This window comes from Paenibacillus sp. WC2504, from assembly GCF_052682475.1.
Map to the genome: position 1 here is coordinate 5,535,281 of NZ_JBQZFH010000001.1, position 20,259 is coordinate 5,555,539.

Annotated in this window: 13 protein-coding genes; all 13 read right to left on the bottom strand. The window is 47.9% G+C overall.

What is annotated here, in order from left to right; translation table 11 throughout:
- Positions 1-12: 12 nt before the first annotated feature.
- The 13 genes from ACUN27_RS24895 to ACUN27_RS24955 all read right to left on the bottom strand — a co-directional run bounded on the left by ACUN27_RS24895 (position 13) and on the right by ACUN27_RS24955 (position 20,241).
- Complete coding sequence (locus tag ACUN27_RS24895) at positions 13-1,662, bottom strand: hypothetical protein (protein ID WP_445559720.1); 1,650 nt, start codon at positions 1,660-1,662, stop codon at positions 13-15.
- Entirely contained in the window at positions 1,655-2,530 is an 876-nt protein-coding gene (locus ACUN27_RS24900) for a sugar phosphate isomerase/epimerase family protein (protein WP_445559721.1), read from the bottom strand. Before ACUN27_RS24900 ends, ACUN27_RS24895 begins: the two co-directional genes overlap by 8 nt.
- On the bottom strand, positions 2,527-3,621 hold the full coding sequence (locus ACUN27_RS24905; protein WP_315948774.1) for a Gfo/Idh/MocA family protein: 1,095 nt from the start codon (positions 3,619-3,621) through the stop codon (positions 2,527-2,529). The genes ACUN27_RS24900 and ACUN27_RS24905 overlap by 4 nt, the downstream gene beginning before the upstream one ends.
- A gap of 888 nt (positions 3,622-4,509) precedes the next feature.
- Positions 4,510-6,876, bottom strand: a complete 2,367-nt coding sequence (locus ACUN27_RS24910) for a glycoside hydrolase family 95 protein (RefSeq protein WP_445559722.1) — start codon at positions 6,874-6,876, stop codon at positions 4,510-4,512.
- A 12-nt stretch (positions 6,877-6,888) separates the two neighbouring features.
- Positions 6,889-8,349 (bottom strand): DUF5060 domain-containing protein, encoded by a 1,461-nt coding sequence (locus tag ACUN27_RS24915; protein ID WP_315948771.1) that lies wholly within the window; start codon positions 8,347-8,349, stop codon positions 6,889-6,891.
- A gap of 8 nt (positions 8,350-8,357) precedes the next feature.
- Positions 8,358-9,794 carry a DUF5060 domain-containing protein gene (locus ACUN27_RS24920; RefSeq protein WP_445559723.1) on the bottom strand — a complete coding sequence of 479 codons (1,437 nt, stop codon included), beginning with the start codon at positions 9,792-9,794 and terminating at the stop codon, positions 8,358-8,360.
- Between the two features lie 40 nt (positions 9,795-9,834).
- Positions 9,835-10,734, bottom strand: a complete 900-nt coding sequence (locus ACUN27_RS24925; RefSeq protein ID WP_315948767.1) for a carbohydrate ABC transporter permease — start codon at positions 10,732-10,734, stop codon at positions 9,835-9,837.
- Positions 10,735-11,715, bottom strand: coding sequence for a carbohydrate ABC transporter permease (locus ACUN27_RS24930; protein ID WP_127449149.1), 981 nt, complete (start codon positions 11,713-11,715; stop codon positions 10,735-10,737).
- Positions 11,702-14,677 carry an extracellular solute-binding protein gene (locus ACUN27_RS24935; protein WP_445559724.1) on the bottom strand — a complete coding sequence of 992 codons (2,976 nt, stop codon included), beginning with the start codon at positions 14,675-14,677 and terminating at the stop codon, positions 11,702-11,704. Before ACUN27_RS24935 ends, ACUN27_RS24930 begins: the two co-directional genes overlap by 14 nt.
- An 18-nt stretch (positions 14,678-14,695) precedes the next feature.
- Positions 14,696-15,817 carry an ABC transporter ATP-binding protein gene (locus tag ACUN27_RS24940; RefSeq protein WP_315948761.1) on the bottom strand — a complete coding sequence of 374 codons (1,122 nt, stop codon included), beginning with the start codon at positions 15,815-15,817 and terminating at the stop codon, positions 14,696-14,698.
- Positions 15,818-16,015: 198 nt separating this feature from the next.
- Positions 16,016-16,906, bottom strand: a complete 891-nt coding sequence (locus ACUN27_RS24945) for an AraC family transcriptional regulator (RefSeq protein WP_315948759.1) — start codon at positions 16,904-16,906, stop codon at positions 16,016-16,018.
- A gap of 114 nt (positions 16,907-17,020) precedes the next feature.
- Positions 17,021-18,088, bottom strand: coding sequence for a sialidase family protein (locus ACUN27_RS24950; RefSeq protein ID WP_315948757.1), 1,068 nt, complete (start codon positions 18,086-18,088; stop codon positions 17,021-17,023).
- Positions 18,085-20,241 (bottom strand): MGH1-like glycoside hydrolase domain-containing protein, encoded by a 2,157-nt coding sequence (locus tag ACUN27_RS24955; protein ID WP_315948755.1) that lies wholly within the window; start codon positions 20,239-20,241, stop codon positions 18,085-18,087. Before ACUN27_RS24955 ends, ACUN27_RS24950 begins: the two co-directional genes overlap by 4 nt.
- Positions 20,242-20,259: the final 18 nt, after the last annotated feature.

Consider the following 20,259-nt stretch of genomic DNA (forward strand, 5'->3'; position numbering starts at 1 on the left):
CCTTACTTCTCGTCATACCCTCACGATTTCATAATCTAACGTAAAGCCTTCTTCATCTTGCGGATACATGCGTACTTCTGTCGATCCAAATCGTTGTGTCCAAATCTTGTTTTCTCCTATAAAAGGCTCCACAGCCTCTTTCACTTCACTTGCCATAAAATCGTTTGTCACAATCCAGCCTCCGAAGCCCGCTCTCCCGCTTTTCTTTCGATGTTCCGGGCAATTCGGAGGGAGGAGCCAATCTGCGATGACGACTACGGCGCCGTCTTCTGCCTTTTTCGTAAGCATCGAAAAAGTGTTTGTGCTCAGTGTTGTGCCACCGACGATAATTAACTTGGGTTGACCTAATTGATCGGCAGTAACGTACTCATCAAACGCCAGAACATTGGACATCGGATAAAATAAAGGATGCACCCGTCTGCCTGTTCCTCCAGCATATCCTTGCTCCAGAGGGAATTGATCAAGTGGAACGTCCTGCTTCAACTGATGCCTCGGGAAGTCGTACCCTGGAATATGCAGGCAGCTGCCATGGGCGGGAATGGTTCCTCGGCTAAGGAGATGCCAGATGTGAAACACGCTTTGGCTTTGTGTGATATCTGGCTTCTGACTTGTGCGATTGCCGAAAAGCCGTTCATTTTGACCATAGTTACTATCATCCGAATGAATGACTGCGATATCGGCCTCAGCTTGGGAGTGATGCCAAGTCAGGGGGTGTTCGGGAATAAATTTCCGAACGAATTCCAACCAAACCTCGCCGAATTCCGTCTTCCTGAAGCCCTCAGGCTTAAGTCTAAGCAATACGTCGATATTTTCTACGAATAAATGGGTGGGCCCCATGAAATATCCCATTTTCAAAGCCGACTCAAACTCCTGCGGAGAATGTCCCGGAAATCCAGGGAACCGTGTAAACCATCGGCCTGTATCAGGTCCCCACAGATCCGCACAAATCCACAATGCCCGCCCATATTGCTTCGCTGCCCCCAAAGCTGTCGAAAGCTGAAGCGACTGGAACGATTCCTTCATGATTTTCGGGCAAAGATCCATCCCCGCTCTGGCAAATGTATGAAACATGGTAGGAAACACATGCTCCGCAATTAAGGGTACTGACGTACTCGCTAAACCCGCTTGCTCCACAATGCGGCTCACATGTTCCGTTCGGGATCTCACGGATTGTTCGACCTTGCTCCGAGCTTCTGCCAAGCTCAAGCCTTCCGTGCTGCCCCAATGCGGAAACCATCCATCCTTGCGGTACTGCTGGACGTTTATTTGTAAATGCTCCGGCTCATCATACAGCAGTCCCAAACATCGTCCTGAGGTGGAGGCTTCGACAATCGCCTGATCCGGAATATCATACCGATTCGTTCCTTCCACCCAAGGTCCGTTAATGTTGCCATATTCGTTTCCAAGGCAGATATCCATCCCTGCTGCGGTAATATCCGCAACCACATCCCAATGATCCGTGCCTGGCAGCACATGATGCACGTAGAAATCCGTTCCCAATTCACGCAAGCTGTTTACAAAAGCACCTGGCTCCGGTCTCGGATCCTGTGAAGGGCAAACGCTTCCTGTTCCCGTCCGCATAATGAGATCGGATGCCTCTCCCGCCCATGGATCCTGCCATGCCACGACCGGCCCTTGAATACCTAGTTTCGGTTTATGCATCACCGGTGTTCGCCACTCCCCAGTTCGCCTCAACATTCGCAAATGATTGGCGGATAATGGTCAAGCATTCATCCACTTCTTCCGGCTTCGCATGTTCCAGAATCAAGGGAACCTCCGGCATCCGGCGAGCAAGAAGCTCCGCATAGACGTTCCAATCCGCTTGCCCCGCCCCGACTCGAGGTGTTGTGAATCCTTCGGCAGCGTAAAGTGTATCTTTGGCGTGCGCGATAGGACAAAACTCGCCGATATGGTCAAACATTTTCGCCATCGCCTCGGGTTGTCTGTTCAAATCCTCTTGCTTCAGGTAGTTAAAAGGATCCATAATGAACGCCAATCCTTCCGTTCCCAGCCGTTCGATCATATCCTTGGCTTGTTCCGTAGTGGCAAGCACGTTGTTTACAAAACCTTCGGCTAGCAAAACGGCACCTTGTTTCACCGCTCGATTTCGCAAGCGATCTATGATTTGCAGCAGCTGCTCCCACACTTCAGGGGTACGGTTACCTTCGTAATCGCGCCAAGCGTTAGTCGGATGAAGACTTCCCGTCTCTGTCGCTATATACCTAGTCCCATAAACTGAACATAGGTCGATCATCTTTTCCAGCTGCTCCAGTTTCGCTTCCCTTTTTTGCAGATTAGGGTTCATTAAATTCGTATAACCGGATAAGCCGATGACCGAGATGCCCTTACTTTCAAAAATGGTGCGGATTTTCTCAGCGCGGGTGAGTGAGAATGGCTGGTCATCCATCACCTGCATCGCTTGTTTGGGATCAATTTGCACATAGGTCATGCCCTGATTCCGTGCATCTTCAGCCATAGCTTCCGCGCTCCAGCCCATATACACATAGCTCATAAATCCGAGTTGATTCATCTCACAACGCTTCCTTTCAACAAATCCTCTCTCTCCACTACACAGGCTTCCTGGCTGGAGTTTACCATCGCGGTTGTCAACGCTACCGTTTGGATATTATCCTCTGCAGTGACCGGAGGGAGATTGCCTTCTTCCAATGCCGTCATGAACGCGATCATCGAACCGGCGAAAGCATCCGGGAACCATGTTCCTTTGAGCTTGATTTCGTGAACGACATTTTTGTGTTTGTTCAGTGCCATATATAGGGTATCTTGCGTGCACCACAAGCTTCCTTCTGTCCCGTCGATCCACCACGTATTGCTGTGTGAGCGGCTTGCTTTGGCAATATTGTTAAAATGCAGTGTCGCCATAAGCGGGTTCCTGCCGCCTTTGGGACCAAATTCGATATTCGCCGAATAGATCAGCGGGTCGATGGCGTTTTGCTTCGTTAACTGGGCTGTCGTGCAGTGTACCCTTGACCATTCCTCCGGATGAGGATTGAAGTACCGGCAGAGGTCCACATAATGCACACCATGGTCGACAATGTTGAAATTTTTCATTGTCGTCCACCACCAGCCGGCCTGATCCTGGAACGAGCGCATGTTGTGGTGAATGCTGTATACTTCTCCGATCAGGTCCTGCTCCAGCACCGTTTTCAACGCTTTATGCGCTGGCGCAAAACGAGCTTGCTGGTTAACTCCCAGAATAATCCCCATCTTGGTTGCCTCTTCGTTCAGGCGTTCAGCTTGTGCCAGATCCAGGGCTAAAGGCTTTTGGCACAATACAGGCCTTGGCGCCTTGCCGATTAACCTCAGCACTTCCAGTCGCGGTTCAGGATGGATGGCCAGGTCGATTACACCTACATCGTCCCTCTCGAGTAGCTCATTCACATCCGTCGTCCAAAATGGAATATCAAACTTTTCCGCAGTGGCGCGTGCCGCTTCCTCGTTTACGTCGCAGCATGCGGCTATGGGCAAACCGTACTTGCGGTATGCCGGTAAATGGGCTGTATTCGCTATGCTGCCGCATCCGATGAGGCCGATTCCGTAATCATTTACATGGGTGAGACGCTTCTTATTAGGCAAATAATCGTCTGGTCTAATGAACTCCATAGTTACACCTCTTTATTTCTTACATTACACGAGGATGGAAAAACATTTATAGGGTGTTCATGCTTTTTTGTAGGGAGGATTCAACCACGTTGGCTTTTCAGCGTAAAAAGCATCGAAATGTGGCGAGTGGCGGGGGCTTCGGTGGAAGTTGGCTGTTTGTGGAGTTGTGCGATGGGATGGTGGAAGGCTGGTAAGTAGCTAACTTTACGCAGACGGTGTTTGATCCGTCTGGCTGGAAATAGTTTAAGGGAACTGCAAGCCGCTATTCCCCTGAAAAAGCACCTATTCCACCTGCAGAAGGAACTACGGTCCGCTATTTGGCCTCTTTCACTCGGAATACGTGCAAATCGGCCAAATAAGAGCCTGTAGTTCCCCTCAGCGTGGAAATAGCTCGTTTTCCTCGGAATAGGGGACCTTAGTTCCCTTTCAATGATGCCTAGCGGAACTCTCGCTAGGTTTTTATCAATTTGTTGTTGGGGCATGTGGTGGGAGTTGGCTGTATGTGGAGTTGCGTGTTGGGATGGTGGAAGGTTGGAAAAGTAGCTAACTTTGCGCAGACGGTGTTTGATCCGTCTGGCTGGAAATAGTTTAAGGGAACTGCAAGCCGCTATTCCCCTGAAAAAGCACCTATTCCACCTGCGGGAGGAACTACGGTCCGCTATTTGGCCGCTTTCACTCAGAATTCGTGCAAAATCGGCAAAATAAGAGCCTGTAGTTCCCCTCAGCGTGGAAATAGCTCGTTTTCTCGGAATAGGGGACCATTGTTCCCTTTCAATCATGCCTAGCGGAAGTTGGCTGTATGTTGCGTTGCGCGACGGGATCGCAGAAGGTTGGGCACCTCCCACAACAACAAAAAGGCCACCCAACGGGTGACCTTCCAAAAACACCTTAAATATTAGTAGCCTCTTTCAAGCTCTCACTGGCCGCTTGTTTTCCAAGTGATAGCACATACTTTTTGCCCGTCTCAGCTTGGAAAGTAAGCATACCCGACTGCTCTTCCAATACCGCTTCTACCGCAGCTCCTCCATCGGATTCTACGATAAGCGGAAGCTGGCCGCCCTTGTAAACAACGGTGCAAGCTTGGCTATACTTGGCTTGAATAACGCAGCGCGTCATCGCCCCATCTTCCCAGGCCATGTCGATTTCGAAGCCGCCGCGAGCTCTCAACCCGCTTACGGATCCTCGTTCCCAAGCACTTGGCAGGGCTGGAAGCAGGTTGATCTCCCCACGATGCGATTGCAGCAGCATCTCGGCAATACCTGCGGTTCCGCCGAAATTGCCATCAATCTGAAACGGCGGATGATTGTCGAACAAATTCGGAAGAGTCGAATGCGACAGCAGCATACGAAGATGCTCGTACGACTTCTCGCCGTCTTCCAAACGGGCAAAGAAATTAATGATCCACGCCCGGCTCCAGCCCGTATGGCCGCTTCCGGCTTCCAGTCTGCGATCCAATGTTCGTTTGGCGGCATCTGCCCACTCCGGCGTATGGCGAACATGAATCATTTCACCAGGGTGCAAAGCGAATAAGTGGGAAATATGACGATGTCCCGGATGCACCTCATCCCAATCCTTCACCCATTCCTGCAGCTGCCCATGCTTCCCGATTTGCGGTGGCGGCAATTTGCGAAGCTTACGCTCCCATTCTTGCCTTGTTCCTTCATCTGTTTTCAAACGCTCAGAAGCATCGATGCAAGCACGGAACAAGGAATAGATGATTTGCGTATCCATGGATGGACCTATGGTCAAACAACCAACGCTGCCATCAGCGCCAATAAACTTATTTTCCGGCGAAGTGGACGGTCCGGTGATTAAGTATCCATTTTCATCTTCAAACAAATAATCCAAGAAAAACTCCGCTGCTTCCTTCATAATCGGATAGGCCCGGTCGCGAAGGAAACGTTCATCCTGCCCATACCGGAAATGCTCCCAGAGATGTAAAGTTAACCAAGCAGCGCCCATTGGCCAGATCGATCCCGGCATAAAGTTGCCTTCAATTTGGGTAGCTCCCCACATATCGGTATTATGATGCGCAACAAACCCTCTGCAGCCGTACACTTCCTGCGCTGTTTTCCTGCCATTAATCCGCATGCGATCAATCAAATCAAACAACGGCTCATGGCATTCGGGCAAATTGCACACTTCCGCGTGCCAATAATTCATCTCCGTGTTGATATTAATGGTGTATTTGCTCTCCCATGGCGGTGTAAAGCTTTCGTTCCATATCCCTTGCAAATTGGCAGGATTGGACCCGGGACGAGAAGAGGCCATCAATAAGTATCGACCATATTGGAAATATAATTGCGCTAGTCCTGGGTCGCTTCCACCTTCTTTGAACCTCTGCAACCGAGCATCGGTCGGCAGCAGATCCGCTTCTTTGCTCTCTTCCGGACGACCTAACTCCAGCTTCACACGTTGTATTCTGCTGGTATGATCCGCCAGGTGGTCACGCTTGACTTTATCGTATCCCTTGCCCGCCGCATGCTCTAATTGGCGCGTGCATATCGCAATCGGGTCCGCGTGGCGGAAGGAAGTTTGCGCCGCGAGATAAATCGTTACGGCTTCTGCCTGAACAATGAGGAAATCGCCAATCACTTTCACCGAACCGCCGTCAGGAACCGCTTTCACAGCGGCGCAATACGTGACGCCTCCTCGGCCATTTTCACCGCTCATCACCAATGTATCGTTGGCAATCTTCTGCGTGCCTTCATCAAAAGGTCTTCGGCTCAAATGCATGCGCAGATTTAACTTGGCCGGCCGGTGGCATTTGATGCGAATGACGATCACTTGGTCAACCGCGCTGCTGAACATTTCCCTGGAATGCTGAATATCGTTCAGGCAGTAGCCCACTTGTGCGATACCTTGTTCAATATCTAATTCCCGATAGTAATTGGAAATCATCTTCTTTTCGCCGTCATGGTAAATTTGAAAATCTCCAAGCGGCTGATAAGGATGCAGGGATTTAGGAATCGACATCATGCCCATTTGCGCAAGCTCTTCGGCCTCGATCTGTTTCCCTTTCATCAACAACTGGCGAACCATCGGAAAATGCTTCTGACCCTCCGGATTATCACCGTTAACAGGCCCTCCATACCAAACGGAGTCCTCATTCAGCTGCAATCTCTCATTATTTACTTTGCCGAATATCATAGCGCCGAGACGCCCATTGCCGATCGGAAGCGCATCGTTCCAAGATCTTGCCGGTTTTTCGTACCACAACTTTGTACCATTGGCTGAATTTCGCATTTGTTTCATCAGCAACACTCCCTAAACTTTTTGTATGCGCAACGCGTAATAGAGTTTTCCTGGCAAATCGATTCGAAAACGCCCTTCATGTTTACCCTCTATCGGGGTAATAACCATATTCCATGTATCAATTAAATCCACTTGGTAAGTTCCTTCTGGCAATGAAAATTCACGGTATGCAAAGCGATGTGGCCCAAAATATTGCAAGTAATATTCGCCTCGAACCGACAATGTCGCTGCATCATAGCTATCGCTCGTATAAGCTAATTGAGCAGGTGCTTCTTCCATAATTCCTTTTAAGAATTCGATCCTCCGCATGCTTTTTCCTTGCAGTTCTCCACCATGTGACCACCATATTATGGATTCGGTGTTCCAATACGTTTCCCCATGCGTCACATGCCCGCCTCGGCAGGTACCTTCCCAGACCCGGCAAAGCAATTCTTCCGGCGTTAAGCTGCCCCACCTTGTATCCAAATTGCCTTCATAACCGCACTCGTCAATCATGACAGGCTTGCCGTATTGTTTGGTACATTCCGAAATCACTTTCACATCGGCATGTTGGATACTCGCATGTGTCGTCCACGGCGTGCCAAAATCATACAATGTTTGGCAATTATGAATAGACCGCAGATGGCCGCCATAATCGCATTCCTGGACAATCCGAAATAATCGGCTCCAGTCATCCAATTTCTTGTGCGTCATTAAATCGTATTCATTCGCTAATGACCACCAAACATGGCTAAAAGCTGCGAATCGCGATACGATGTATCGCACATAGCGGTCATCCGCTTCTTGCGGCATTCGGTCAAATCCCCAGCGTCCTTCATCGTAGGGATGAAACAAGATGAGCTCTGCCTGAACGCCTAATTCCGCTAACTCTTTTACCCGCTTCTCCAAATGTGTGAAATAGTCCGGAACGATCCGTGAATAATCAAAACCGGATTCGGGAGAACCTTCGAATGGGTAGATAGCCGGTTCCCGATCATTAAACAGGTACGACTTCGGGAAAACCAACATCCGAATTTTATTAAAAGGCGCCTCCCTTAACGTTCGCAAAGTTTGCTCCTGTACTTCCTTGTCTTGCAGATGCCACACGTAACTCGTTGTTCCGATTGGCGTATATCGTGTACCGTCCGCATATTCGAAATACACAGAGTCCTTCACCCTCACAGGACCGTGGTTATTCGTATTCGCAGCTGAGGTACAAGCAAATTCACCCTGCAACCGGTCCATTCCCGCAAATGAACTTGAGGTCTCAAAGAGCCATTGACCTTCTTCCTCCGGCATAAACCGGATCCGGTACTTGCCGTTACCGTCATAGAAGCCTTCGGCATAAGCTTCATTCCGTCCCTTCCGAAACCGGGCGCTAAGCTGAATGTCCGTGAACGGATTCCCCAGAGAGGGACCTTCCAGCGTAAGCTCAAAAATGCCCCATCGCTCTACATTCCTTGTGTAGATCAGCTTTATCTCCTCCTTCCACATCAGCTGCTTTATCCAACCTTTTGAATACGAAGCGCCATAAAAGGTTTTCCAGGCAGGTCAACCCTGCAGGTCCCGCTAAATGTGCCTGACAAAGGTGTAATCGTCATATGCCAAGTATCGATAAGTTCTATTCGGTAGGATTCTTCCTGTCTAAGTTCCAAGACTTTATACGCATGCTGATGATGCCCGAAGTATAGCAGTTTGTACGTGCCTTCTTCCGCTGCTTTCATCCAGTCCGCCGGACCTTCTTCCATCACTTTCCTCAAAAAAGCAATTCGCTCTGTACTTTCCCCATACAACTTGCCTCCGGAAGAAATCCAGGCTCTCGTTTCGCGGTTAATGAAGGACTCTCCATGCCCGACAAATCCCCCTCTGGACAAGCCCTCCCAGAAGCGGTGTGTCAGCTCCTCGCCGGAAATATTGCCCCAACGTCGGGAACTATTGCCTTCATAGGAGATTTCATCAATGACAATCGGTTTGGCAACGGCTTCACGCCAAGACGTCGTCAGTTCGGCATCCCAATGCTGAATGCTTTGATGTGTAATCCATGGCTTACTAAAATCATATAAACTTGAAGATTTGTACATCTTCGTGCCGTTATGAATGGACCGCAAATGCTGGTACGGATCGTAACGCTGAGTCAATTGAAGCAGTCGATCCCAATCGGCAATCGTTTTGTATTTATTAAAATCATATTCGTTGCAGAGCGACCACCACACATTACGAAACGAGGCGAGGCGGGCGATCACATAACGCAGATAAAAGGCATCCGTATCCGGGTCCATATTGTCGACGCCCCAATATCCTTTATCATAGGGATGGAATAAGACGAGATCAGCTTCTATGCCAAGCTGCATGAGATCGCGGATACGTTCTTCCAAATGGGCGAAAAATGCCGGATTAAATTGTTTTTTGTCCAAATCCTCAGGGCAGGTGCCGGCAAAAGCTACCCTTAGCGGCGGCTGCATATCCCGTGTTGGCAATAGGCACATTCTGACTTTGTTAAATGGCGAGTTCTTCAACGTCTGCAAGGTGAGCTCTTCCAACTCCTTGCTGCCATGGTGCGTCCAATGATAGCAAGTCGTGCCGAACGGCAGATAAGGTGTTCCATCCTCATAGGCGAATAAATACTGATCTTTTACCCGCACAATGCCATGATTCCCGGCAGATGGCGGCGTACACACGAACTCGCCGCTTTGTCCGTCAAGTTTTTCCACACTACTGCGGGTCACATACCGCCAAATGCCAGGCTTGTCGGGCATGAAACGAACCCGGTACGTGCCGTCACCATCATAAAAACCGTCTGGTTCAACAACAAAGTTTTTGTATTGAAATTGTGCGGAGAGTTTGACATCCAGAAACGGATTTCCTTCAGCCGGCCCTTTCAACGTCAGCTCGAATTGTGACCATTGCTCCACTTCCCGCATGTTCATCTCAATTGCCATAGGCTCGTGATCCCCTCCTTTTCGGCTATATGAACCGTCGTTATTTTATTCCGGAATGAGCCATTGTAGCGATGACCTTACTTTGAAAGACGAGAAACATAATCAAATTCGGCAAAAACAAGAGGAGTGCAGCTGCGGCTGCAGCACCCTGCCGGGCCACGCTGTTCGCCATACCGCTCGTTAATGTTTCCACATAAAACGGGAAGGTTTTCATCGTCTCGTCCTGCATATAGAAGGTCGATGTGCTGGCATCTTTCCATGCGGAGTCAAAAGCGATAATCGCAATTGTCGCAACTGCGGGCATGAGCATGGGAATGACAATACTGATAAAAAGCCTAAGTTCCTTAGCTCCGTCCAGCCGTGCAGAATCCAGCAGTTCATCCGGCAGCTGGTCAATAAATTGCTTCATAAGGAACACGCCGGTTGGCACGGCGACGAGCGGTAAAACGTGCCCCCAGTACGTATCGAAAATATGCAGCTTGCTGATGATCAAATATTTAGGGATTTCGACCGTTTCCGGTACGAACACCAGCGTCAGCAAAATCGTTGCAAACACCAGCTTATGCCCTGGAAACTTATGTTTGGAAATGGCGTAAGCGCACATTGCGCTTGTCATCGTGATCAGAAATACGGCCATTCCAGTGACGATAATGCTATTGAATAAATAGCGGGAGACCGGAACCGCCGTCCCTTTGGTCGTGGCAAGCAGCTCAGCAAAATTCTGCAGCGACGGTTCCCTTACAAAGATGTTCGGCGGATAGATAAACAGCTCTTGATACGGCTTAAAGGCATGGTTAATGATGTATACAATCGGCAGCAGCATGAAGATGCTCAGCGCGACGAGAAGCACGGCCGCAAATATTTCGAAGGGGCTCAACCGCCGAATCCCCACTCTCCTGCGCCACGCGTGCAATTGACGCATTGTCCCTGCAATTTTCATTTATTCTTCTCCCTTCGTTCCGAACAGCTTCCAGCTCAGCTTTTGGGCGAAATAAACGATGGTTAGCAAACACACGGTCAAAGCCGTCGCATAGCCGAGTTCAAACCGTTTTAGTCCATAATCGTCAATATGCGTTGTGATCATATGGCCCGCATATTCCGGCGTCGGATTCATGCCGGATAACGCCGTTCCGATGGACGACAGCTGAATCGCTCCGACGATGGCCATAACGGCGCCGAACAGCATTTGTGGTTTGGTGGAAGGAATCGTAATGTACCAGACTTCTTCCAAACGGCTGCGAATGCCATCCAATCTGCCCGCCTCGTACAATTCGGGATTCACGTTAAGAATACCCGCTAACATGCCGAGGAACCCGATGCCCATACTTTTCCAAAGAGAGACGACAACCATGGACGTCATTAAGTGCTCTTTACTTGTTACCCACTGAACAGGTTCACTAATCAAGCTCATTTTTAATAAAAAGCTGTTCAAGTAACCAATTCTGTCGCTGGAGAGCATAGGCGTCCAAATAATACTCATCGCAACCAGACTCGCCAAAGACGGTGTATACATCGCCAGTGTGAACCATTTCCGGTACACCCCGGGTAGAATCGAAATCAGCCAAGCAAGCATGAAGGCACATACATAGCCGCCTGAGCCTACAATTAAAGCAAAGGACAGCGTGTTGGGAAGCGCATATTTAATCAAAATGAGATCTTGGGAAAGCATATAACGGAAATTGTCCCAACCAATAAACCGTGGTGCTTCAATGGCATTAAAATAAGTAAAGCTAAGCGCTAAGGCCGACAAAACCGGCAGTAAAATAAAAATGATAAAACAGATCAGGAACGGGGCGATGAATAAATACGAAACCCGATATTCCCAAAGCGTTTGCAGCGCTGATATCAGCTTACTTTTTCGTATTTTGACCGGTTGAATCGTTCTTGGAAGCACTCGCGCTTGCACTTCACTTTTTAACATACTTATCCACTCCTTCCCATGGCTTTGTAATCACGGGTAAATTCAAAGATCGAACTAATTGGCCATTGGCATCAACAAAGTGAAACTCCTGCATCTTCCTCTGAATTTCCCTGTCGACTTCTTTTATTGCGGTTTCGAGCGAAGTCCGATAATTTTCCCCGTTGATAACGGTTCGGGTCCAAGCGTTCGTAAGCTCACGCTCCATATAGTAACTGCCCGGCACTTTCGCCACTTCACGGAACCATTTCCACTGTTCCAAAATTGCTTGCAAATCTTCTTCCTTCCAAGGCAGTTTAACAAAGGAATCTACATTGGATGTGTACCAGCGGAACGTAACCCCATTGAGCGTTTCCAAGTCGAGGCCGTATTTCTCCTGCACCTCTTCCGACATCCACCATTTCAGGAATTCCCAGCTTTCCTGCGGTTTCTTCGTGTGTTTGAAGATGGCCGAAGCAAATTGATCGCCGCCATTGCCTCCTGTCCATCTAACAACCGTTCCATCCGCTTGCTTGACGCCTGGAATCGGTGCTACACCCCATACTCCATTCAGTTCAGGTGCCGCAACGGTCAATTGAAGATAACCATTCAGATCTGCAATACCGATCGGATAGGAACCATCACGGAAATGCTGGACGAAATTATCGCTTCGTTGATCGATCCCGTATTTGTTTTGCAAATCCGTCCACTCTTTGAACGCTTCGAACCCTTTATCCGTATTAAAGCCTGTTCTGGAACCGTCCTGCTTGATGTACTCAAGGCCGTGCATTTGCATAAATATGCTATGTTCAACCGGCGTAAAATTCATGCCGTTTTGTTGCAGCACCGGCAGCATGCGGTACATGTCATCCCAGGTATCCGGAACGCTAAGCCCTAGATTATGCAAGATATCTTTCCGGTAAAACATCATGGAGAACGTCTGCGTTTCCGGAACGGCATAATAGCCTCCATCATAGAAGTACGGCATCCACGCCCCTGGAGCGAATTGCTTATACACGTCATCGAAATCCGGAAATTGTTTTAAATTGTAAACCCCATTACGGATGGCATAATCAAACGGCGTATCGTGCGGCAAACCGATACCGACATCAGGCGCCATGCCGGCCGCATTCATCAATAGAAGCAGCTTGTCGTCCTTAAGCAGGTTGATTTTCACTTTGATGCCTGTTTGTGGTGTAAACATTTCATTCGTCATGCTTTGCAGTAGATTAACGTAATCCCGTCCACGGTTCATCCACACATTGAGCACTTGATCATCCGTTTTTTCCGAAACCTCTTTACTTCTGAACGTATTGAAGAAATTGATAATCGAACCTTCGATCTTTTCTACAAACGTCGATTCCATTTTTGGGAAAGGTTTTTCTACCGGAACGATGAAAATGCGGTCAATTTGCAGCGGTTGGGAGCTAAGCTGTTTGACCAAGTCAGCCAGCTTTCCTTGCATGGTATTCATCCGGCCTGCATCATAAGGAATTTCATCTGGATACTTTAATAACGTTTCAATATCTTTGCTTACCGTCACTAACCCTTGGGACAAAGCGTCGGAGCGGCCATTGATCGTTATTAATTGTTCTCGGGTTGCCGCAAGATTATCATTTAGTTCCTGCAGCTGCTCAACAAATCCAGGTAAATCCTTTTTAAGATCCCAGGTCCGATTTTTGTCATCTACCCCGCCGGTCAATGTGCGCAGATCCGTGGAAAGCTTAACCAAGGTGGCAATCGCTTTATCCATTTCGACAGCAGCTGGAACTAGAGGTGCCTGCGTGACACGCATCGAAATGGTATTGCTTCCTTTTTCCAAATAAAACTGGTACGGCTCGCCCTCGTCGTTGGCTAACTCCCTCCCTTTCCATCCGGTTGCATAAGGGAATCGATAAGCTTTTAACTCGGAAAACGGAACTTTCCCGTTAATCATAATCGTCCGGAACGATGACCGGTTGGAAACTAAAGACTGCTGCTGACGCAGCGCTATTTTGTAGAAACCGGCGGCAGGAGCATCAAAGCTCCAGCTGATTTCTTGATTTTTCGTCGACCAGTGGCTTCCATCCAGCGTGTTGTAGCTAATTTTGCCCCGAACATAAGGGCTATTGGCAATATCATTATCAAAAGCGAGCGTAATGGAAGAATCATTTTTCCAACCAACCTGCTCCGCTTCAATCACAATGGGGTCAGCTTCTACAGGAGCGGCATTCTTGGGCAGCTCTATTCTTACAGCTGCATAGTCCGCAACAGGGACAGGCGCTTTGAAAGAAATAGACTCCAGTGCCATTGGATCGCTACCCGCCAAGCGGATCTTATGCTTCCCAGGGGTCAAATTCCAAAGGAGAGGGTCTAAATAGGCCCCGGACATATCGCGCAATTCCCAGGTTTGCCAACTTGAGATATCGTTTGCTGCCGGACGAATTTCGTCGCCATTGTCATCCTTGACGATCGGCATTTTATCCTTCCAGTGGCGATACAGCTCAAGCGATTTGGATTCAAGATAGGGCGAAACGCCGTCAACACTTAAGCTGAGTGCAATCGGTTTCCGATCTCTCGAATCCACAAACGGATGATACGACATCTCAATGGTATACAGTCCGCCCTGTGCAACGTCGAGATCATATTCGACCCATTCGTCGCCCTTGGCTTTCCAAACCAGGACGTTATTCTTGCCGTCATACGACTCAACCGCAACGTTCGCATTCGCCGACTTTCCAGACAAACTTGCTGCCGATAACGTCATGCTGCCGGTATGATCTTCTTTGGCGCCGTTCTTTTTCCAGCCTTCAAGCACTTCTGTATACGTAGGTATCAAATTTTTCGCTGTATTCGCTGCAGCCTCCGCGCCTCCAGACGTGGACCTTGCTTTAGGCAATGTGCCATTGTTGTCAGCTAGTGCTGTTAGTGTAGGACCCAGCACACATACAAGGGCTAACATGAAGGACATCACGGCCCGTGTTCTAAATAACGCTTTCAACTCCATCCCTCCCGCTGCACCGCGCTAGTACCACAAATTTTCAGTGGTTTCTTTATCAAAGAACAGTGCTTTCTGCATATCTATGGTTAAAACCAGCTTCTCATCGTCTTCAAAGTTATGGTCGGCCTGTGCCCTTGCAATGAGCAGCTTGGGCATGCCGATGTCCATATACAAATACATGTCCGCACCCATTAATTCATTCAATTTCTGAATGCCGGTAATTTGCGCATGGGGATTGGCCTCCCGAATGGCTGAATCCAGATGGATATTCTCACAGCGGATACCCATGATGACGTTTCTGTCGACCTTCTTGTGCTTTCTCAGCATATCGGCTTGAAGCTTTGGAATCCGCAGATAATAGCGGTTGGTGTGAAACTCGAGCGAACCCTCGCTGCCTTCCAAAATTTTTCCTTCGATAAAATTAATTGGAGGCGTCCCGATGAATCCGGCAACGAACATATTTCGCGGATTGTTATAGATCAGCTTAGGGGTATCCACTTGTTGGATCACGCCGTCTTTCATCACCACGATGCGATGCCCCATGGTCATAGCTTCCACCTGGTCATGCGTGACATACACCATGGTTACGCCAAGCTGCTTCTGGAGCCCGATAATCTCCGTACGCATCTGAACCCTCAACTTCGCATCCAAATTCGATAGCGGCTCATCCATTAAGAACACTTGCGGATTACGGACAATTGCTCTTCCTAATGCTACCCTTTGGCGCTGTCCACCGGACAATTGTCTTGGCTTCCGATCCAGGAACGGCTCGATTTCCAATACCCTTGACGTACTTTTGACGGCTTGATCGATTTCGTTTTTGGCCATTTTCCGCAAGCGTAATCCGAACGCAATGTTTTCATATACGCTCATGTTCGGGTACAACGCATAGTTTTGGAAAACCATCGCGATATCCCTGTCTTTTGGCGGCAAATGATTGACCAGCTTATCCCCAATGTAAAGCTCCCCTGAAGTGATGTCCTCCAGGCCAGCGATCATCCGAAGCGTCGTAGATTTCCCGCAGCCGGAAGGCCCGACCATGACGATAAATTCGCCATCCTGAATTTCCAAATTAAAATCTCTGACCGCATAAGCTCTCTCTTTACCAAAACGTTTTTCCACGTGATTTAATAGAATTCGCCCCATTACAGTACCTCCTATAGGTCATATCAACATCTTGTTGATAACGGTTTCAATACGCTTGTTTTTTATTATACACCCCGCATTTGAACGCATTATAGGTGATGATTACTTAGTTATAGGGGGAATCCTGCTTTCAGTTCTCTTCTTTTGTGTAAAATAAAACAAAAAAAGCTGCTCCATATCAATGGCCAGCTCCATAAATTAACAAGAAATATCGGATTCGTCGAGTTCTTGAAAGTTTTGACGATATTGTCTTGGTGTTACCCCTGTTTTTTTACGGAAAAGCGCATGGAAAAACTTCATATCCTGATAGCCAACTTGATTGGCAATCTGATAGATCGGGATATCGGTCGATTTCAATAGTTCACAACATTTTTGTATACGAACATTTTGCAAATATTGGGTAAACGACAGGCCTGTCGATTTTTTAAATAATCGCTGAAAATGGCTTGCACTCAGGAAGAAATAATCCGCCACATCCTGAACCGTCAAATTGTGCGTATAGCGGGACTTGATGAAATGCACAACTTCATCGAACATCCGGAAGGAAGCGGTTTCGGTTTCATTGATCATTTCAAAACGTTGAAGCAATACCAACATTTGGATTAAAAGCGCTGTCAAAACCGTTTCAAAGCCGGCACTCTTTTTCAAATATTCCCTATACATGTTTTGGACGATCAAAGAGAAGGTGTCGTGTTTATCCTGAAAATGCAACCAACGTACCGAACATTGACTTGGGTTATTGATGGCGTCGAAGGTTACGGAATCTTGCTGCAGCAGATTTTTCCATTTATCAAGAAGTTCAACGCGGAAGATGCAATTATAAATAACTAGCATTTTATCCTGCTTTGGAGAAGAAGGGCGAAATACGTGGGACGTGCCAATCGGAATGACGAATAGATCTCCCTGTTTCACATAAATCACTTCTTCGTCAATATAGTGGTAACCACAGCCTTCGCCAACAAAACTTATTTCTACGAAATCATGCGTATGCTGCAATGTTGTAAACGATTCCAATTCACGATTTAGAAAAATATCCAGATCATTCTCAAAAAATAAATCCCCGCTTAAATGATCGATTCTTCCATTCATAGTTGTCACCTTCTCTTACAAGTATTTGTGATCTACGTATTCATGTATGTGAATCTGCAGCAAGGCAAGCGGGAACACGCGAAAGGTGCTCCCAGCTCCGTCTTGACAACGTGGTTATTGTCCCTCTTTGACCCAATCTAACGTCATACGGATATGTTTAATTCCTTTACGCAGATAAGAGAAAGCAAGGTGAATGTGATTATCGCGAGTATGAATAATGGAAGGGTAGGAATACCCGACTTCCGAATCTTTATATTCCAGATCGGCCATCTGCACGTTTCTGACATATGGCCAAGTGCGGCCTTCGTCCTCCGAAACAGCAAGCGTAAGCGGTGTCCGGAGCGGTTTCTTACGAAACTCCCCTTTGCGCTGAACCCAACGGAACTGATCTCGTTCCATCGTTGAATTGTTGAAGATTACTGCCAATTGACCATTAGACAGCTTAACGAGCTGCGTGGAGGAATTATTATTCGGCAGTTCGCTTTTCACTGGAACAGACCAGCTTCTTCCGTAGTCCTGTGAAACGCTTGTATAAATCCGATCGGCTTGGCGACTGCGAAACATGGCATAAAGCTTGCCTTCATCTAGCTCTACAACGTTCATTTGCACTCGATGAATGCTGCCGGGCACCTCATATTCCGTCCATGTCGCGCCCTCATCAGAGCTTATTAAAACTACACTATAATGACCCTCAAGCCGGCAATAATAAGCCGGTAACAGCCAGTCCCCGTTCTTCAGAGCAAGTGGAGGGTGCCTTAAGAAAATCCCCAATCCATCCGAGAGAATCTCTGCAGCACGCCATGTTTCCCCACGGTCCTCTGAGATTCTGTAAACGATCCTTGATGTTTTCTGATTGTGAGGCTCATTCGATGTATGGAATAACCAGAGGTTCCCGTTCGGTGCTTGAAACAGAACCGGATTTTGCTCAGACCGCTCAAGGTCATCAGAGAGTTTAACCGGAGTCGACCAAATCTTAGAACCTGCCGCTAATCGCGACATGACGATGTTCGTATCCGGGTTCCCTTCCCCGCTGCCGGAAAACCAAACGCACAATAAATCTCCGTTGTCCAGTTCCAGCAAATTTGCCGCATGATTATCATTTTCGTGGAAAACCGGCAGGTAAGCTTCTTGAATCGTTGAATCTGTTCCACCTTCCAGAACAGCACCGTTAAATCTACTCATGATAGGATTGCCCCCTTCTTAGTCTCTAACTCCTCTAAAGGAATCTCAATTCGACCCAATGTTTGGTTGGAGAATACTAGCTTGCCATCCACATATAATCGATAGCCTTCCTCAAGATCAGAAACAGTTGAAAGCACGTTCGGTTTCTTGTATGTAATGCGATACTCCGTTCCAGCCACTTTCACACGATCCAGAGCAAAGAAGTCTAAACCGATATCGAGTGGATCCAAAATGATTCGATCCGCTTCTACCGTGAAACCTGCTACATGCGTGATCATCAGATCAATAAAAAACGAATGATTATATTCCTGCTCGTCACTTAACGGTTCACCTGTGGCGCTGTTGTAATGCTCAACAAGACCGGGTTGATTAAGATCTCTTTTCATAAAATGCAGAAACGCATACTCTCGCAGTGAGTGGCCGAAGAAGGAATCGTATTGATATCCGCTGCGCTTGCTCTCTTTCGCGAGTGCGTCGAGTGCGATTGAATTCGTATATGGCCAGGTAGGACCATCCCACACGCATCCGTTCCGCCCTTTTACAAAATGACCCATCCATCCGCCATCTTTGGAGTAAGCCGGGCAATCCATCGAGACAGAAGGAAACGGGCACTTCGAATTAAATTCGCGTTCGTTCATTAGATGCCCGATCATTCCCTTATAGGAATCATCAATGATTTGCGCCCAAGCCGGATAGAAGCCGACTATATTTTTCACGAACGCTTTTTGGTCCGTTTGATAATGGAGATCGTAGAAAAACGCCGTCTCTTCGTCCCACATCTTTTCAAGGATATCTTGCTTAATCCCGTCTGCCATCTGGTGGTACATCGTTGCTTCCGAATCGCCGGCGATTTCGCACATATTCGCTACTGCAAGCGTGTTCAAATAGTGATAGACGGTGCGATCCACTCTTTTCAGGTGCGTATATGTTTCTTTATCCTTCGGATTCTTAGGGTAATTATGAAAATACCAATAACTCGGCTGATATTCTTTTCCCGTTCGCGTATGCTTATATTCAATCATTAAATGATCGTTCCCGCTCCCGTTAACGCGAATGGCTTCTGAGATTTGGCTTTTAAAAGCAGGCAGCATCTCGACGACCATATCCCGATTGCGGTGTATCAAATATAGCTGGTAGGCAGCCCAACAAGTAAAGTTAGCGAATGCATGCATGACGGTATCGACAGTAAGACAGCTGAATTGCCCGCCTTCCCCCGGTGACTCCGCCATATTGCGCAGCGGACCTTCGCTATATCGTCCTTCATGATGCCATCTGGCATCCATTAGATGAAGCGGTACGGACAAGTTAATGAGTTTACTGAATTCCCAGCCGCCTTTACTGAAAGGTTCTTTGCTTTTCTTATGGGATCTTCCCTCATAGAACAAGGGGTAAGCTAAATTGCCGTATTGGGGATCAGACAAATTATGCCGAAGCAGGAACCAGCGATAGATCCAAGTTTTGTTAAGCAACGGATCACTGCTTGTAAACACAGGGGCATTGTCAAACCACTCCTGATATTCCTCGTTTTGCTTTTCAATGATTTGATCGGCTGTCCATCCACCATCCGTATAAGCCGTCGCCCGAGCTTGGAGCAAAGGGGTGTCATCTTGCCCCGATATGCCAAACGATGCTGCGATGATGTACGTACCTGACTGTCCAGGCTGCAAGCGTACTTCTTCATACAGCGCCGGATCGCTTACAGCTATAGCCCCAGCTACATCGAAACTATAATGCGGGATCTGATATTCGCCTTGCAAAACATGGCCACTGCGCATCTGGAACGCATCACCGTACGTGGATAATTTCAGCACGAGCTCTTCGCTGCTGTGGTTCGTCCAGGTCTGGCAAGAAACGGCGCAGTCATTCCATGAAATAAACTTTTTTTCTACCAAAGACAGACGGTGATCCTCAAACGCCATGAGCAAATAGCTGGGATACCACTCTGTTCGGCATGGCTCAAAACTGCTGATCAAACTATTCTCTACGCTATACAGCATAGGAATGTTAACTTTATGTATAAAATCGAATCTACCGCAAAAGCCGGGCACAGGTTCCAAATAATCGGCCCACAGCCTCGCTCCTGTCGAACCCAGCAGCAGAGCGCCGGGGTGCGTGCGAAGCGTTTTCCTTCCTGCATGCAGTTGTTCGTTCACTTGATAAGCAGTCAGAAT

Bases quoted from the DNA above. Each gene is read 5' to 3' on its own strand.
- ACUN27_RS24895 (WP_445559720.1), bottom strand. From the start codon at position 1,662: ATGCATAAACCGAAACTAGGTATTCAAGGGCCGGTCGTGGCATGGCAG.
- ACUN27_RS24900 (WP_445559721.1), bottom strand. From the start codon at position 2,530: ATGAATCAACTCGGATTTATGAGCTATGTGTATATGGGCTGGAGCGCG.
- ACUN27_RS24905 (WP_315948774.1), bottom strand. From the start codon at position 3,621: ATGGAGTTCATTAGACCAGACGATTATTTGCCTAATAAGAAGCGTCTC.
- ACUN27_RS24910 (WP_445559722.1), bottom strand. From the start codon at position 6,876: ATGAAACAAATGCGAAATTCAGCCAATGGTACAAAGTTGTGGTACGAA.
- ACUN27_RS24915 (WP_315948771.1), bottom strand. From the start codon at position 8,349: ATGTGGAAGGAGGAGATAAAGCTGATCTACACAAGGAATGTAGAGCGA.
- ACUN27_RS24920 (WP_445559723.1), bottom strand. From the start codon at position 9,794: ATGGCAATTGAGATGAACATGCGGGAAGTGGAGCAATGGTCACAATTC.
- ACUN27_RS24925 (WP_315948767.1), bottom strand. From the start codon at position 10,734: ATGAAAATTGCAGGGACAATGCGTCAATTGCACGCGTGGCGCAGGAGA.
- ACUN27_RS24930 (WP_127449149.1), bottom strand. From the start codon at position 11,715: ATGTTAAAAAGTGAAGTGCAAGCGCGAGTGCTTCCAAGAACGATTCAA.
- ACUN27_RS24935 (WP_445559724.1), bottom strand. From the start codon at position 14,677: ATGGAGTTGAAAGCGTTATTTAGAACACGGGCCGTGATGTCCTTCATG.
- ACUN27_RS24940 (WP_315948761.1), bottom strand. From the start codon at position 15,817: ATGGGGCGAATTCTATTAAATCACGTGGAAAAACGTTTTGGTAAAGAG.
- ACUN27_RS24945 (WP_315948759.1), bottom strand. From the start codon at position 16,906: ATGAATGGAAGAATCGATCATTTAAGCGGGGATTTATTTTTTGAGAAT.
- ACUN27_RS24950 (WP_315948757.1), bottom strand. From the start codon at position 18,088: ATGAGTAGATTTAACGGTGCTGTTCTGGAAGGTGGAACAGATTCAACG.